Source organism: Bacillus sp. 41-22 (assembly GCF_025809295.1).
GTDB classification, from domain to species: Bacteria; Bacillota; Bacilli; order Bacillales; family Bacillaceae_G; genus Bacillus_A; species Bacillus_A mycoides.
Genome location: NZ_CP084035.1, coordinates 4,730,914 through 4,745,718, shown reverse-complemented (window position 1 = coordinate 4,745,718; position 14,805 = coordinate 4,730,914). Strand labels below are relative to the sequence as shown.

General features: G+C 35.4%; 17 protein-coding genes. 10 read left to right on the top strand and 7 right to left on the bottom strand.

What is annotated here, in order from left to right; genetic code table 11:
* Nucleotides 1–138: 138 nt before the first annotated feature.
* The 3 genes from LCF45_RS24500 to LCF45_RS24490 all read left to right on the top strand — a co-directional run bounded on the left by LCF45_RS24500 (nt 139) and on the right by LCF45_RS24490 (nt 4,485).
* Nucleotides 139–927 (top strand): ABC transporter ATP-binding protein, encoded by a 789-nt coding sequence (locus LCF45_RS24500; RefSeq protein WP_002129726.1) that lies wholly within the window; start codon nt 139–141, stop codon nt 925–927.
* Nucleotides 911–3,484 carry an FtsX-like permease family protein gene (locus LCF45_RS24495; protein WP_002129725.1) on the top strand — a complete coding sequence of 858 codons (2,574 nt, stop codon included), beginning with the start codon at nt 911–913 and terminating at the stop codon, nt 3,482–3,484. The genes LCF45_RS24500 and LCF45_RS24495 overlap by 17 nt, the downstream gene beginning before the upstream one ends.
* A gap of 521 nt (nt 3,485–4,005) precedes the next feature.
* A complete protein-coding gene (locus LCF45_RS24490) occupies nt 4,006–4,485 on the top strand; it encodes a GNAT family N-acetyltransferase (RefSeq protein ID WP_088291195.1) in 480 nt (159 codons plus the stop codon).
* A 19-nt stretch (nt 4,486–4,504) separates the two neighbouring features.
* Here LCF45_RS24490 and LCF45_RS24485 read toward each other — a convergent pair whose 3' ends face one another.
* Nucleotides 4,505–4,996, bottom strand: coding sequence for a phosphatidylglycerophosphatase A family protein (locus tag LCF45_RS24485; protein ID WP_002015902.1), 492 nt, complete (start codon nt 4,994–4,996; stop codon nt 4,505–4,507).
* Nucleotides 4,997–5,116: 120 nt separating this feature from the next.
* Between LCF45_RS24485 and yutH the strand changes: the two genes are divergently transcribed.
* On the top strand, nt 5,117–6,118 hold the full coding sequence (yutH, locus tag LCF45_RS24480; protein WP_002089339.1) for a spore coat putative kinase YutH: 1,002 nt from the start codon (nt 5,117–5,119) through the stop codon (nt 6,116–6,118).
* A gap of 59 nt (nt 6,119–6,177) precedes the next feature.
* Here yutH and LCF45_RS24475 read toward each other — a convergent pair whose 3' ends face one another.
* Nucleotides 6,178–6,393, bottom strand: a complete 216-nt coding sequence (locus LCF45_RS24475; RefSeq protein ID WP_001137788.1) for a hypothetical protein — start codon at nt 6,391–6,393, stop codon at nt 6,178–6,180.
* Between the two features lie 190 nt (nt 6,394–6,583).
* Nucleotides 6,584–6,820, bottom strand: a complete 237-nt coding sequence (locus tag LCF45_RS24470) for a NifU family protein (RefSeq protein ID WP_000431159.1) — start codon at nt 6,818–6,820, stop codon at nt 6,584–6,586.
* Between the two features lie 206 nt (nt 6,821–7,026).
* On the opposite strand from LCF45_RS24470, the gene LCF45_RS24465 reads away from it, so the two are divergent.
* Nucleotides 7,027–7,335 (top strand): YuzD family protein, encoded by a 309-nt coding sequence (locus LCF45_RS24465; RefSeq protein ID WP_000248590.1) that lies wholly within the window; start codon nt 7,027–7,029, stop codon nt 7,333–7,335.
* A 52-nt stretch (nt 7,336–7,387) separates the two neighbouring features.
* A complete protein-coding gene (locus LCF45_RS24460; RefSeq protein ID WP_141110036.1) occupies nt 7,388–8,182 on the top strand; it encodes a nucleotidyltransferase domain-containing protein in 795 nt (264 codons plus the stop codon).
* Between the two features lie 350 nt (nt 8,183–8,532).
* Here LCF45_RS24460 and LCF45_RS24455 read toward each other — a convergent pair whose 3' ends face one another.
* On the bottom strand, nt 8,533–9,009 hold the full coding sequence (locus LCF45_RS24455; protein ID WP_078203755.1) for an SMI1/KNR4 family protein: 477 nt from the start codon (nt 9,007–9,009) through the stop codon (nt 8,533–8,535).
* Between the two features lie 88 nt (nt 9,010–9,097).
* Here LCF45_RS24455 and LCF45_RS24450 point away from each other — a divergent pair, with 88 nt between their 5' ends.
* The 3 genes from LCF45_RS24450 to phnA all read left to right on the top strand — a co-directional run bounded on the left by LCF45_RS24450 (nt 9,098) and on the right by phnA (nt 11,222).
* On the top strand, nt 9,098–9,472 hold the full coding sequence (locus LCF45_RS24450) for a hypothetical protein (protein ID WP_263894342.1): 375 nt from the start codon (nt 9,098–9,100) through the stop codon (nt 9,470–9,472).
* A gap of 353 nt (nt 9,473–9,825) precedes the next feature.
* The gene (locus LCF45_RS24445) at nt 9,826–10,599 is read left to right on the top strand and encodes a DUF2628 domain-containing protein (RefSeq protein ID WP_002166528.1); all 774 of its coding nucleotides are present in this window, start codon (nt 9,826–9,828) and stop codon (nt 10,597–10,599) included.
* Nucleotides 10,600–10,880: 281 nt separating this feature from the next.
* A complete protein-coding gene (phnA, locus tag LCF45_RS24440) occupies nt 10,881–11,222 on the top strand; it encodes an alkylphosphonate utilization operon protein PhnA (RefSeq protein ID WP_002089332.1) in 342 nt (113 codons plus the stop codon).
* A 50-nt stretch (nt 11,223–11,272) separates the two neighbouring features.
* Here the strand turns inward: phnA and LCF45_RS24435 are convergent, their stop codons facing one another.
* The 3 genes from LCF45_RS24435 to LCF45_RS24425 all read right to left on the bottom strand — a co-directional run bounded on the left by LCF45_RS24435 (nt 11,273) and on the right by LCF45_RS24425 (nt 14,044).
* The gene (locus tag LCF45_RS24435; protein WP_002129719.1) at nt 11,273–12,067 is read right to left on the bottom strand and encodes an ABC transporter permease; all 795 of its coding nucleotides are present in this window, start codon (nt 12,065–12,067) and stop codon (nt 11,273–11,275) included.
* Nucleotides 12,051–12,710: an ABC transporter ATP-binding protein gene (locus tag LCF45_RS24430; RefSeq protein ID WP_002129718.1), complete on the bottom strand. Its 660-nt coding sequence runs from the start codon at nt 12,708–12,710 to the stop codon at nt 12,051–12,053. Before LCF45_RS24430 ends, LCF45_RS24435 begins: the two co-directional genes overlap by 17 nt.
* Nucleotides 12,711–12,973: 263 nt before the next feature.
* Nucleotides 12,974–14,044: an NAD(P)/FAD-dependent oxidoreductase gene (locus LCF45_RS24425; RefSeq protein ID WP_002015890.1), complete on the bottom strand. Its 1,071-nt coding sequence runs from the start codon at nt 14,042–14,044 to the stop codon at nt 12,974–12,976.
* Between the two features lie 428 nt (nt 14,045–14,472).
* Here LCF45_RS24425 and LCF45_RS24420 point away from each other — a divergent pair, with 428 nt between their 5' ends.
* Nucleotides 14,473–14,712: a YuzB family protein gene (locus tag LCF45_RS24420; protein WP_002015892.1), complete on the top strand. Its 240-nt coding sequence runs from the start codon at nt 14,473–14,475 to the stop codon at nt 14,710–14,712.
* Nucleotides 14,713–14,805 lie beyond the last annotated feature (93 nt).

Here is a 14,805-nt window from a genome sequence, read left to right as displayed (position 1 = left end):
TTTGCTCACATTAATCGGGCACTTACTGCCGGTTAATATAAATGTTAGTATGTGACAAAAAAATACAAAATAGTAGGTATTTTGCATTTTCGAATAGAATATATAGATTGGTAAATAGAGAGAAAAGGGGATATCGGGATGAATATTATTGAAATTGAAGGGTTAGAAAAATCGTTTGATATTGGGGATAGTAAAGTAAAGATCTTAAAAGATATTAATGTTCAAATTCAAAAAGGTGACTTTGTTTGTATTATGGGGGCAAGTGGATCGGGTAAAACGACTTTACTTCAGCTGTTAGGTGGATTAGATATTCCATCGGTAGGTAGTATTCGAGTTGATGGTACGGAGATTTCAACATTAAAAGAAAAAGAGCTCGCTTTATTTAGAAGGCATAAAATCGGTTTTATTTTTCAGCAGTTTAATTTAATTCCAGTGTTTAATGCGGAGGAAAATGTAGGGTTGCCTTTACTATTAGATAATGTTTCGCAAAAGAAGGCAACGGTGACAGCAAATCGTTTATTAGAGCTCGTTGGATTGAAAGGAAAAGAAAAGCATTTACCAGCACAGTTATCAGGTGGGCAACAGCAAAGGGTTGCGATAGCAAGAGCTTTTGCAAATGAGCCGGCTATTATATTAGCAGATGAGCCAACAGGGGCGTTAGATTCAGAAAACAGCAAAAATATTATCGCGGCACTTCGCAATGCATGTGATGAATTAGGGCAAACAGCTGTCATTGTAACGCACGATCCGTTCGTAGCGGCCCATGCTGATAAAGTCGTTTTCTTATTAGATGGTGAGGTGATTCATGAGCATACTGAAAGTAAAGGGTGGAAATTTCGAAATATCCCGCAACAAGTTACTCAAATTCAAGAGATTATGAATCGTCACTTTAAAGTAGGAGGTAAAGGTGATGCGATGGGTAATTAAGTATGCGGTAAAATCGATGAAACAAAATTGGTTGCGAAATATGTTGATTGCCCTCGGTGCAGCTTTAGGTGTTATGTTAGCGACGATGTTATTACTAGGTAATCAATCAGTAGAGCAAAGTGTGAAGGAACAAGTAGTAAGTCGGTATGGAGATTATAATTTACAATTTGGCTATATAAAAAATGACATGTATTTAAATAATGAAAGTTTAAAAGGAATAGATGGCTTAGAAAATGCTGAAAAAATATCAAAAGCACTTATACCGTATCCTTTTCCACATTATAAAGAACTATCGGGAAAGCCATCTTATTGGGGTGTTGAGCAAGATTCTCCAGAAATGCATTCTTATAAAATATTAGAAGGACGATATCCGAAAGAAGGTGCTGAAGTAGCACTGACAAAAGGGTATACAGATCGTGAAAATATACGGGTAGGAGATACGATTAAACTGCCATTCCCGCAGCATGGTGAAAAGGCTGTGAAAGTTGTCGGTATTTTAAATCCACCGTTAATGGCGTCAATGGGGCATAGTGCTTATTTTCCAATCCATTGGCTTCAAAAAGAATTAAATTTACCAAATCAATTCAATCTTGTTCAAGTGAAAGTACAAGATGTAAATGTGAAAAAAGCAATTGCTTTTGATGTACATAAAAAGATTGAAAATATAAAGGTGGACCAACGTACTTATGTAGATAAGGCATTTGAACGACTAAATGTAATGAAGCCATTAATTTTTAGTTTAGGTGGTATTGCCTTATTTGTTGTAGCCCTTTTAATAATGGGAAGTTTCTTCTTATCTGTCAGAAGTCGATTTAAGCAATGGGCATTATTACGTGCACTTGGTAGTAATCCAAATCAAATTATATTAGTCGTTTTATTAGAGGCTTTATGTATTGGGGCAATCGGATCACTAGCAGGAGTTATTCTTGGAGCAGGTACGCAAACAATCGCCGCATCATTCATTAATAAATGGGTGAATATTGAGGGGGCAGTGAAAGAATCATTCTCGATTTCAGGCGAGATTTTACTCATTACGTTTTTACTAGGGATTGTTATGTCTATCATAGGGGCTATTATACCAGCCTTTATGGTTAGAAAGATTCCACCAGTTCAAGCGCTTAGGCCAGGTCTTCCTAGTAATGAGAAAAAAGAAAAAAGGTGGAGTGCTTTTAGTGGTAGCATTTTAATCATTGGTACTGTTATTGGACTAGCGGGTAACGTATTAGAGCGATATATCGGTTTTAATCCAAGTGCGATAGGTGCGCTGTTATTTGCGGTCGGTTTGTTATTTGCGATTCCGTTATTTATTCGGATGATAGCACCAGTGATTGCAAAACCACTTCAAATGATATTACGAATTGAAACGACGATTAGTAGCCGAAATGTAATTCGTTATCGAAATAAGGCAGCTGTATCGGTTGCTATACTAGCATTTGGTTTTATGTTAGCACTTGTTGGAACGATGTATATAAACTCTATTTACGAAGGCATGAAAGATGGGTTACAAAAACATTTACCAGCTGATTTAGTAATAAGAATTCCAATAGAGTCGCAAAGTACTGAAGTATTACCATTTAGTTGGATGGAGAAGGTTAAAAAAATTGATGGTGTAGAAGAGAGCGTAGCAAATGTTACTGACTTTACAGCGAAGCTTATAAATTATGATTTTAAAAAAGCGGATCAAGAGTGGTATGAAAATGTGAGGAAAGATGATTTTGAATATGATGTGATAGAAGTTGTGGGGAATGATATTGTTGCTTATCAAAAAGTAACAAAAGCGAAAGTGATTACAGGACAAGATTTAAATAAGCCATTACAAGATGGTGAGGGAGTCGTTACGAAGAGAACTGCTAAAACATTAGGGATTCAGTTGCATGATACGATTGAAGTACAAGGAAAAGGGAAAGAAAAACAAACGATTAAAGTCGTTTCGATTATTGAGCAAGGATTAAGGGGAAGAGGATTAGACATTTTCGTAAATGAACAATGGGTTCGTGATAAGTTTCACGTGCAAGGATATGAAGCAATTCAAGTTATGACAAATTCTAATCAATCATTTGAAGAGATTAAGAAGCAAGTAAAACAAATTACAAATAATAAAGAGAACGTAGAAGTTATTAATAGCCATGATTTATTAAAAGAACAGGAGCAGTTATTATCGCAAATGATGATGTTAATTCGCTTGTTAGTTGTAATTGTTTTCATTATTTCTGGTATAGGGTTAATGAATGCGATTGTCTCAAGTTTACATGAAAGACGTGCTGAAATTAGTATGATTCGTGCGGTAGGAGCTATTCCGAAGCAAATGAGACGGATTGTTTTATTAGAGGGCACTTTACTTGGAGCGATAGCTGGTTGTATTGGGGTTTTAGGTGGAATTGTATTTAGTTATATTGTGTTATCAAGCTTAGAGTTAACGGTTATTATCATTCCGTATAATCAAGTTTTAATATTGGCACTAGCTAGCATTATACTCGGAGCAGGAGCAGCAATGATTGCTTCATTACAATTAAGAAAGTTTAAATTGAGTGATACTTTAAAGGAGTTATCAGCATAAAAGATTATTATATCCCGCTCATACAAAGTACAAAGAAGACGAATAAAATGATAACAATACCGATACCAAAGTTAAATACAAGAGTACTATCCATATATGTAACCTCCTTGTTTGAAAGTAAAAAGCACTCTGGCTGGAGTGCTTTTTATTATCCGAATATGTCGCAACGAACGCCGCAACATATAGAAAGGGAATAATGCGTTTAAAGAGTTATATTAATTTATGCATTAATTTTGTAAATGAGCAGGTCCTGCTCAGGTATAGAAAAAAGACACTCTTTCGAGTGTCTTTCATGATGACAAAACGTGCCAATTGCTTGAGTTTGATAAGACGTTAATTTTCCGGTTAACAGTCTTTCTTAATCAAGAAGTGTAACAACAGCGATTCAAATAAATTTTAGCATTTTTTAAAGGGGTGTGCGTATGTAACTATGCATATTACGATTAGAGGAGAATCAAGTTTGGAAAATGAATGAGTAAATACATATAGATTAGTAGAGTATTTGATAAGGAGCGAGATGAATGGATATACATAAGTTAACAGAAGAAGAAGCGAAAGAAATAAATACGTGGAAGTATGAAAATCCCTATACGTTATATAGCTTTTCGGGAGATGCTGAAGTAATAGAAGAGTTGCTAGATGGAACGTATTACGGTTGTTGCGGAGAGAATGGAGAATTCATCGGCTATTTTTGTTTTGGAGAAAATGCACAAGTGCCAGGGGGAAGAGATGCTAATTTATATAGGGGAGAAGATGTAGTAGATATTGGGCTTGGAATGAAGCCGGAGTTAACAGGGAAAGGGATGGGGGAAATGTTTTTTCAAGCGGGAATAGCATTTGCTACTGAGGAATTGAATTCGAAAATGTTTCGACTGAGTGTAGCGACATTCAATAAGAGAGCGATTAGGCTATATAAAAACATTGGATTTCAAGTAGGACCTCTTTTTTTGAGCCGTGGAAGAGAGTTCATGCTTATGGAATATGAAAGGCCGTCAGTATGAAACTGACGGCCTAGACCCCTTATTCCGAATGCTCAGCACGGTGCGCTAAACGACTTGAAGCAGCGGCAGCGATTCCGCCAACGATATCATCAAGGAATGTATGCACCTTTCCAGTTGATTTATCATTTAAGTATTCTAAAATACCTGGTTTTAATTTATCGATATATCCAAAGTTCGTGAAGCCAATTGACCCGTACACGTTAACGATTGAAAGTGCGATGACTTCATCAATTCCATATAGTCCTTCATCGCGTTTTACGATATCTTGTAACGGCTGACTTAACATTCCTTTTTCAGCAAGGACATCAAGTTCAATGCCTGTAATAAGAGCGTTTTGTACTTCTCGTTTTGATAGTACACGCTCAACGTTATAGCGACATTCTGACATCTCTAAATTTGCATGGTATTTCTTTTGAAGAAAATGAACAAGATCAGCAATATCGTCAATTGTTACACCGCGCTCTTGTAATAGTTGTAATGCTCTTTCTTGTAGTTGATTTGAGTCTTTCATGTTTATCACCTTTTTTTCTTTTTAGTATTTGTATACGTTTCGTTGCTTTATCATGTGCATAGGAATGAAAGGCGAGCACAAGCTCATATATATAAAGAAAAACCATAGGTGGCGACTGCGATGATTCAGCATATTTATGAGCATTATCACATGCATGTTAAAGAATTAATCCCCCTTGGCCCCTATAAAAGCTTTTGGATTCGCAACAAAATTTATGTACTTGTTCCAATTGGAGAAATGGAGGAAGAAGTACTTGTAGAGATGAAAAAGCTCAGTGATTATATGAACCAGCAAGGGGATATAACTGTTTCGACTTTCGTTCCGACTATACACGGCTACTATGTAAGTGAGATAGAAGAAAAAAATTACTGCTTATTAAAAGGTATGCGTATGTTAGAGCGACATGCTACATCATTAGGAAGTGAGCTTTCTATATTCCATAAACGTGGCGCATTCTTTCCAGAAGAAGTTGAGCAATTAAGCCGCATTGGTGAATGGAAAGCATTATGGGAAAAAAGGCTCGACCAATTAGAAAGGTTTTGGCAATCGCAAGTGATGAACCATCCTTCAGACGTATTCGATCAATTGTTTATTGAATCCTTCCCGTATTACTTAGGAGTTGCAGAAAATGCAATTCAATATGTTGTCGATACAGAAATGGACGATACACCACAAATAACTGACGCAGCAACAATTTGCCAAGAACGATTTACACCTTTATTATGGCAGCAAACGAAGCGTTTAAAACTTCCTTTTGATTGGGTATATGATCACCCAAGTAGAGATATAGCAGAATGTATTCGCTATATGATGATAGAAAAAAAGAAAGATTGGGAGCAAACGGTAGTTCAATTCATTACAGATTATGAACGTAATTATTCGCTCTCTTCATTTGGTTGGCGCTTATTATTCGCAAGGCTTCTGTTCCCGCTTCACTACTTTGAAACGATTGAACGATATTATCAAACAGGAAACGAAGAACAAAAAGGCATATATAGAGCCCGTTTAGAAATCATTTTACATGATGTGAAGCGCACTGAGCAATTTATGAATCATTTTTACGAGTCATTTCGTTTACCTGTTGATAAGTTAGGCATTAGGAAATTAGATTGGCTGTCTTAAAATGAAAAAAGAGACCGGGTGAGGTCTCTTTTTTATATATCACAATTGTATGTAATACATTATGCCCCTACCTGTTGATCTGCACATATATTTAAAATGAATTGATGTCTTTCGATTTTTTCATTTACTTTACTCAATAATTCTTGCTGGATTTCTTTAAATAAAAATTGATAACTTGCATTCCATGTTGGTATAACGGATGAAAGGTCTAATAAATACTCTTTTTTCTTTTCTAGTTCTTGAATTGTTAAGAAAGTGTTCCCCATTCTTGGCATGTGTCGTCCCCCTATGTTTTTTTCTGTATATGTGTGAACGATTCTATAGTATTAATTATCGCATTTTTTGAGAAGGATTTCCAATTTTGTTTTATGATGTTAAAGGGGAAGTGTTATTTGAATAAAAAAAGAGACCCATTTGGGTCTCTTTCTAGGAAGCGATTCTGAACGAGCCGCTTCTGCTTTTAGATTAAAATACTTGTTCTACTTCAATAACGCCTGGTACTTCTTCAAGTAGTGCGCGTTCGATACCAGCTTTTAGTGTGATTGTAGAACTTGGGCAGCTTCCGCAAGCACCCATAAGGCGTAATTTTACGATACCTTCTTCAATGTCTACTAATTCAACGTCTCCGCCATCGCGAAGTAAGAATGGACGTAATTTATCTAATACTTCTAATACTTGTTCTTGCATATGTGGGTTTTCCATTTTTATCGACTCCTTTCATCAGTTTTATTATAATCAAGATAGAGGGGAAAATCTATTTTTTCTGTTCTTGTTTTATTGTCGAAATTTTTTATCATGTTTACAACGTGTTTTTTCAGTATAGGGGTAGGGAATAAGTTTGTAAAATGATGTGCTTATGTACTAAGACATCTGAATATACTGTTGAAACAAGAAGTGGGGGAGAAGAAATGGTTAATGTGCAAGTGTATGGGACGAAAGTAATTTGTGCGAGCTGCGTTGGAATGCCATCTTCAACAGAAACGTTTGAGTGGTTACAAGCGGCGATTGGTCGTAAATATGAAGGACAAGAAAATAAATTTAATTTCGAGTATATTGATTTTCAAGAAGAACAAGAAGATGAAGATAAAAAAGCATTCGCAGAGCGCGTAGTGGAAGAAGATCTATTTTATCCGGTCGTTCTTGTAAATGGAGAAATTGTTGGAGAAGGAAATCCTCGTTTGAAGGATGTTTACGAAGAAATCGAGAAATATTTATAAAGCAGGAAGCCTTTGCGAATTTGCGAAGGCTTTTTTTATTGGAGGGATAGATGTGGAGAATGGAATAAAACATGCTTTACCAGAAGAAGTAAAGCAATTAATGGAGCAGTACATAGTAGAATTAAAAGAAATTTTTTCGGATGAAAAAATAGTCGGGGTATATATTTACGGATCAATCGCGCTAGGAGCATTTCATATAGAAACGAGCGATGTTGACTTTGTTACGGTAATAAGTGATTCCGTGAATGAAGCTGAAAAACAACAAATTATAGAACTGCATAAAAAAAATAGTAAAAGTACGTTAGGTAAAAGAATGGATGGTATGTATATTCCGCTTGCTGATTTAGGGAAATACAATGATGAAATGAATGAGTACGTGTATTGTGCAGATAGTAAGGCTGATATTGGTCATTGGGATATTAACGCGGTCACATGGTGGACATTGAAAAATCAAGGTATTACAGTTAGCGGGAAAGAAGTAGAAGACCTTTCCTTTCAAATAAGGTGGGATGATGTAGTAAATACGATGAAATACAACGTAGAACAGTACTGGAGTGAAAAAGCGAAGCAACCATATTTATTTTTCATAGAAGAGTGGGTAGAATCAGCTGTCGTTACGATGGGACGCATTTTATATACGTTAGATCATAAAACAATTGTTTCAAAAGATAGAGGATTACAATACTTATTAGAACGTTCTGCGAAAGAATGGGAGCCTTTATTAAAAGAGGTAGAGCGAATGCGAAATAATCCAAAGGGAAAGCGCAAGCTCTCTATTTGGAGGAGGGCTGATATGACGAAGAGGTATTTGCTGTGTTTGATTGAAGAGTGTAGGGGGAAGTGGTAGGTGAATAGTAAAAGCATCCTTCATATAAAGGATGCTTTTACTATTTTTATATAATGAAAAAGTACTTTGCAAGGAATGAGAAGTCGAAAGATAATCTAAAATATGGATAGTTTCATGTGAAACATTATGCAATAGACTGTTCTTTTTGATGTTCATCCCGCATTAACGGGCAGTAAGACTCTCACTTCAAAATTCGGCTGGAGCAAAGAAGTTAGATGGGAGATCAACTGCCCGTAAAAGCCCGATTGGTGAAGGCTAATAATCAGTGGTGGATGAACAAAACCCCCACTGATTAAAGTTTCACTTTATAATGAAATCTTGCACTATTGCGCACTCCTTTAGAGATAGGTTTACTCTTCATCTTCATCATAATTGTATGTAGTTAAATTTTGTAAGAAACTTTCAAAGTTAGGTGCTAATTCAATAATTTCCTCAAACTCATTATCGATAAATATAACTGGAGGATTTTCAGCTACGTTTCGATAGTCTAGTGCAATCCACGTATGTCCGTCACCAGATAAAAGCACGATATTCTCAGGCATGTCCCATTCCTGAATTAAATAATGGCTCTCTAAAATACTAGACTCATTTTCATCAAAAGAAATGCCATATAATCCAGAAACATTAACGTGATCGTCTGCCCAAGAATTTGGCTCTGAAGTAGGATAAGCATCTAATCGAAGAGTTCCTCCGTTTTGTTCTTTTAGAAGATTTATGTACGATTCTGGGAGCTTTACGTTTAGTACTTCTTCTGCTTTTTTTATTAGTTCGTCGTTAATAGGTGCTAATTTTAAATAGTCATCTTCTGCCCAAAGTGTAGTCTTCATATTTGGTCACCTCAAATAATAGTTTTCTAAACTTTATTTTGTATATTATAGTTAATTAAAAAATTGCGCAATAGAGGGAGAAAATCTTATGATTAACCACAATAAAATTAAACAACTTTTAGCACATGTAGATCGCGCTGAGGATAATGAAATTGAGTTAGAGTGTGAATTTGAACCTATGACAATCGAATTATTTAATAGTGAAGAAATAGAAGAAGGACAACTTGGTTATAACTTTGATGAGGGAGGGCAAAGCTTAGTCGGAAATGAAGAGGGAGATTGGAAAGACGGGTGGATTGTAATTGGGATAGATTCGTATCTCGGAGACCCGATCTTTGTAGATAGTAATGATGAGAATTGTCCGGTTTATACAGCTATGCATGGTGAGGGAGATTGGGAGCCAGAATGTATAGCTAAGCGTATAGAAGATGTTAGTGAGAAAGTGAAGGGTAATGTGGGATAGTTGTGTAAGTGGAAATATGTTTGAAATAGTAGAGAGCTAATTTGTGAAGTCTCTTAAGTCGAGATTTTAGGCTAGGTCATATTACAATAGTAGTTTAATAGGAGAAGGGTGTGTCAAAATGATTTTGATACATCCTTTTTTGCGAATATACAAGATGTTTAACATAGTGTATTAAATATCTTATATATGAGTATTCTAATATATTTAATAGTAAAATGGAATATAGAATGGATAATTGTCGGAATGTATTCGATTTTTGTTCATTTTTATGAAATATAACTATTTTTTGTTAGATTCCTTCTTTTTATAGATATACAATAAAGTTATATAGAAATAAGAGAAGGATGATGTACGTGAAGGACACTGTTTTACAGGAAGCGATAGCTCCTAAAGAGTTACATAAAGTTGTGAGAAATAATACTGCATATTACGACTTTAAGTGGGGGAAAGCAAAAGATCCCGAGAAGGGAAATAGTTGGAACTGGATAGCCTTTTTCTTCCCATTATTGTGGTTAGCTTATCGCAAAATGTATAAATTATTTATTATTATTGCATTAGTAGGAGTTCCTACTTTAATTACCTCTGTTTTTATAGATATCCCGATGTGGATCGATTTTATTGTTTATTTCGGAACTATGCTATTTACTGGATGGCAAGGGAATCGTTTATATTACAAGCATACAGTTCGTGTTTTACATAAGGCAAAAGAGTTATCTGATGCACAACACAATTATTACTTCCAAACAAAGGGTGGCACTCATGTTGGGATTATGCTTGGATTAAATGCGTTATTATTTGTAGTATTTGGTGCAGCTGGTTATGGGTTATCGTATTTACCGACGGAACCAAATATAAAAGATGTAGTTCGTTTAAGTGATGAAGGGATTACATTGGAAGTTTTTACTGATGATCCAAAATGGACGTATGTAAAAAAAGAAGGACGTTTTGATATAGTAGAATTTACTGGTTATGATTATGAGGAAAAAAAGGATGTAAAGGTTAAGTTCGCTGTGTATTTAGATAAACAGAGATTTGAATGGAAAGAAATTTATTTAAACGATAAAAAGTTAAATGAAGAAGAAGCAGAAGAGTATCAATTTTATATTGAAGAAAATGCCTGGTATTAATATAAATAGATAATGATGTATCGCAAAAAGAAGAGCCTAATGAAGATTCTTCTTTTTATTTATGAGAAAGGATATGTAACAAGAAGAGAAAAACATTAGTAAACAAACGCCATACTAATTGAAATTTTGTAAAATACAATAAAAAATGAGAATTTGAGGTAGGCTTGTCAATAACGTGAGACTATGGCAGTATAAAGAAATGCTATACAAATTTTATTTATCGACATGTAAAAATTCGATTTGATTTTTACGTATAAATAATGAACGGAGGAAATGAATTTATGGCTACTTTACCAAATTGTCCAAAATGTAATTCAGAATATACGTATGAGGATGGCGCTCTTTTCGTATGTCCAGAATGTGCCCATGAGTGGGGTCAAGAAGCGGAAGCTGAAAGTAATGATGGTGCAAAAGTTGTAAAAGATGCGAACGGAAACGTTCTTCAAGATGGCGATGCTGTTACTGTAATTAAAGATTTAAAAGTAAAAGGAACTTCTTCAGTTGTAAAGATTGGTACGAAAGTAAAGAGTATCCGTCTAGTTGAGGGAGATCACGATATTGATTGCAAAATCGACGGTTTCGGAGCTATGAAGTTAAAATCACAGTTCGTTAAGAAAGCGTAAGATTAGCAAAGAAAAAAGACGCTCTGTAAGTAACTTGCAGAGCGTCTTTTTTATGATTGTACTTCAACTTCTTTCAACTGGCACCGCTTATTAAAGAACGTTTTATACCCAAGCTGTAAGAAGATAATAACAGAGAAAGCTGTACTTCCAGAAATGCCAAGTATAATCGCAATTTGATATTGGATAGCTGTAAATGGTGATACACCGGATAAAATTTGTCCTGTCATCATGCCTGGAAGACTTATAATTCCCATTCCGACCATGGAATTAATTGTTGGTAAAATAGCAGAATCGAAAGCGTCCCGTATGAGCGGAGCAGCTGCTTGTTTTGGAGTTGCGCCAAGCATAAGTGCACCTTCAATATGGTCTCTTTGTGATTTCATACTGTTTAAAAAGGTGTTTGCCCCGAGGCAAATACCTGTCATAGCATTACCGATTAGCATGCCGGCAATAGGAACGATATACTGCGGAGCATACCAAGGATCGTGTCCGATAATGACAAAAATAAATAGTAGAAGAGGGCCAATTGATCCAGCAATCATGGAGAGGGCAGCTACTCGTTTTAATTCTTTTGACATTGGAATATTAACTCGTTTATAAATATTGAAAATCGCAAAGGTAGTAATAGAAGTAATGAGAGCTATTGTATAAAACGGATTACTATTTTCAAATATGTATGTAAGAACATATGCGACTAGTACGAGCTGAATTGTCATACGTAATGTAGCAATTGTAATTTGTTTCTCACGCGGTATTCCTTTTAATTTCACAAGCCCGATTAAAATAAGGATGAAAATATATGCAGCTGCAAGTTGCCAAATTTGTAGTTCAATAACGCCCTTCAATTGATAGCACTTCCTTTCTAGTTGCACCGTTTGTTTTACTAATTTCAATAATATCGTCTGCGATTTCTTCTGGAAGTTGTTGCGAGTGCGTGATGAAGATAACTGTTTTTTTCTTTTCTCTTGCTAGCATAGTAAATTGTTTCATAACGCGGCGTTCTGTGTCACCATCTAGCGCAGAAGTTGGTTCATCTAATAAATAGACGGGCGGATCCATTAGTATAATACGAGCGAAAGCAAGTCTTTGTTTTTCGCCACCTGATAAAGAAGAGGCGTTATCTTCTAATTTTTTATCTAGGCTAACAGTCGTTAATGCGCCTTGCAGGGCGTCGTCATTTGGAAATGGCTTTTCAGAAAATCGAAGCCCCATTAATAAATTATCTTTAATTGTTCCATCAAAAATAGGCGGAGTTTGTCCGAGCATGACAACTTCACGGCGTAATTGAATGGGAGGATAATCTAAAATAGATTTTCCGTTATATTCAATTGTGCCAGATGTTGGTGATTGTAAATCGTTTAACATGCGAAGTAATGTGCTTTTACCACTACCACTTTCACCGATAATACAAGTTGTTTTTTCTTTTTGAATCTGTAAATAAGGAATGTGTAGAATATCTTTATATGTGATGTCTTTTAATATAAACATAAATTGCTCCTTTCTGATTCTAGTTATATCGTATCAAAAAGAGAGAAAAATAGAAAAATAAAGTCTCTTTAGAAGGAACATCTTTTTTCTTTGTTTTAAAACTTTGCGCGTGGCAGGAAAAGGCACTGACGGATCCTATACATAGCCAGTCCCTTTCGACCATTTAAAAAAATGCTTTTTTGTCGGTTTTTCATAGAATGACTGAGTAGTTACAAAAAATGAATAGAAAAAGGCTGTCTACTATGTAGGCAGCCTTTAAAGTATTAACCGTTATGATATTTGTACATCCAAAGAAGACCGGATTTTAATAATCTCGGTACACGTCCCATTAATGGTTGGTTTGCTAGTAAACCAAATCCATGTTTTTTGCCGAGAGAACCGAGAACACCTTTTAATTTAATAACAGGCAGTTCATCAGGAAGGGGTTCATTATTCCAACGTTTTAATAATATTTGGACAATTTGTTCTCCTTGACCTTCAGCAAGTTGAGCAGATGGTGCGTGTGGAAGTGCTGCACAATCTCCTACGACATAAACGTGCTCGTTATTTGGAATATTGTGATATTTCGTTAAAACAACCCGTCCGCTACCATCTTGTTCTACTGGAAGGTTTCGAACAACTTCATTTGCTTGAATACCAGCTGTCCAGACGATTGCATCACATTCAAGTGGTTCATCATGGTTGTATACAATGTTTGGTTCCACTTTTGTAATGTTAGAGTTTCGTATAATGGTAACTTTATGTTTTACAAACCATTCTTCTACGTATCTACTTAATTTCTCTGGATATGGGAATAAAATTCTATCTTTTCGATCAAATAAATAGATTTTTAAATCCGACCGGCTTTCGCGAAGTTCACTTGCCACTTCAACGCCGCTTAAACCAGCCCCAACGACAGCTACTGTTGCATTTGGTTCTAAGCTATTTAATTGTTCATATGTCTTACGTGTTTGTTCAATTGATTGTAGGCTATGTGTATATTCCTTTGCCCCAGGAACGTTATGATATTTATCTTCACAGCCAAGCCCGATAATTAAATCATCATATTGAATCGTTTCACCGCCATCGAGATGAACGGCTTTCGTTTCGAGGTCAATATTTGTTACTGTTCCGTATTGAATATTGAGACGTGGGTGCTCAGGAAACGGTATGCGAATATGCGTTTCTGAAATTGTACCCGCAACTAATGCATAATATTCAGTTTTAAAGCAATGATATGGTACTTTGTCGATTAATGTCACTTGTACATCATCTGGAAGTTGGTTGCTTGGAAGTAGCCGCTGCAGAATTCTCATTCCACCGTAGCCACCACCTAGTAGTACGAGGTGTTTCATGATGGATTACCCCTTTTCTGTTGAAATATCCCCTAATCATACAATTTTATATTAATAAAATATTTTGACTTTACACAATCAAATTATATCGAATTTGTGAACAAATAACAATGCATGAATGAATACTCTGTTGTACAATAAGAAGAAAAGTAAAGTAAGTGGTTTTCATTTTCTAGTTACTATTTACTATTTCATTATGAGTAGTATGTTATATAAAGAAGACCATCTATTATGAAGTGAAATAGTGAAGTAACTAAATAGTTTAGAATATATAACGAAAACAACAAGAAACAGCTTAGTTTTCTTCTTATAAATAAAGTGGAATGGTAACAAGTAGAGAGGGTTACTTATCCGTTTCGCAAATTAGGTATGCACATACCATATAAAGTAAATGGTAATTTGTTTAGAGATACAGGGGGGAGAGAGTTTTGATTAAACCATTAATCGAATTTTGTGTAGGTAACCTTGCAAGCGGTTCGCAAGCAGCTTTAGAAAAATTAGAAAAAGATCCTAATTTAGACGTAATGGAATATGGTTGTTTAGGATATTGTGGCATCTGTTTTGAAGGTCCATTTGCACTTGTAAATGGTGAAGTGGTACAAGGTGCAACAGTAGAAGAACTTGTAAATAATGTATATGATTATATGGATGAAAATCCAATGTTTTAAAGCGTTGCAAACAGGCAACGTTTTTCTTTTTTCATTTATCCCGCTATTTGCGGGCAGTAAGACTCCCACCTCAAAATTCAGCTGAAGCAAAGA

Excerpts from the sequence above, each read along its gene's own strand:
- LCF45_RS24500 (WP_002129726.1), top strand. The coding sequence starts at position 139 with ATGAATATTATTGAAATTGAAGGGTTAGAAAAATCGTTTGATATTGGG.
- LCF45_RS24495 (WP_002129725.1), top strand. The coding sequence starts at position 911 with ATGCGATGGGTAATTAAGTATGCGGTAAAATCGATGAAACAAAATTGG.
- LCF45_RS24490 (WP_088291195.1), top strand. The coding sequence starts at position 4,006 with ATGGATATACATAAGTTAACAGAAGAAGAAGCGAAAGAAATAAATACG.
- LCF45_RS24485 (WP_002015902.1), bottom strand. The coding sequence starts at position 4,996 with ATGAAAGACTCAAATCAACTACAAGAAAGAGCATTACAACTATTACAA.
- yutH (WP_002089339.1), top strand. The coding sequence starts at position 5,117 with ATGATTCAGCATATTTATGAGCATTATCACATGCATGTTAAAGAATTA.
- LCF45_RS24475 (WP_001137788.1), bottom strand. The coding sequence starts at position 6,393 with ATGCCAAGAATGGGGAACACTTTCTTAACAATTCAAGAACTAGAAAAG.
- LCF45_RS24470 (WP_000431159.1), bottom strand. The coding sequence starts at position 6,820 with ATGGAAAACCCACATATGCAAGAACAAGTATTAGAAGTATTAGATAAA.
- LCF45_RS24465 (WP_000248590.1), top strand. The coding sequence starts at position 7,027 with ATGGTTAATGTGCAAGTGTATGGGACGAAAGTAATTTGTGCGAGCTGC.
- LCF45_RS24455 (WP_078203755.1), bottom strand. The coding sequence starts at position 9,009 with ATGAAGACTACACTTTGGGCAGAAGATGACTATTTAAAATTAGCACCT.
- LCF45_RS24450 (WP_263894342.1), top strand. The coding sequence starts at position 9,098 with ATGATTAACCACAATAAAATTAAACAACTTTTAGCACATGTAGATCGC.
- phnA (WP_002089332.1), top strand. The coding sequence starts at position 10,881 with ATGGCTACTTTACCAAATTGTCCAAAATGTAATTCAGAATATACGTAT.
- LCF45_RS24430 (WP_002129718.1), bottom strand. The coding sequence starts at position 12,710 with ATGTTTATATTAAAAGACATCACATATAAAGATATTCTACACATTCCT.
- LCF45_RS24425 (WP_002015890.1), bottom strand. The coding sequence starts at position 14,044 with ATGAAACACCTCGTACTACTAGGTGGTGGCTACGGTGGAATGAGAATT.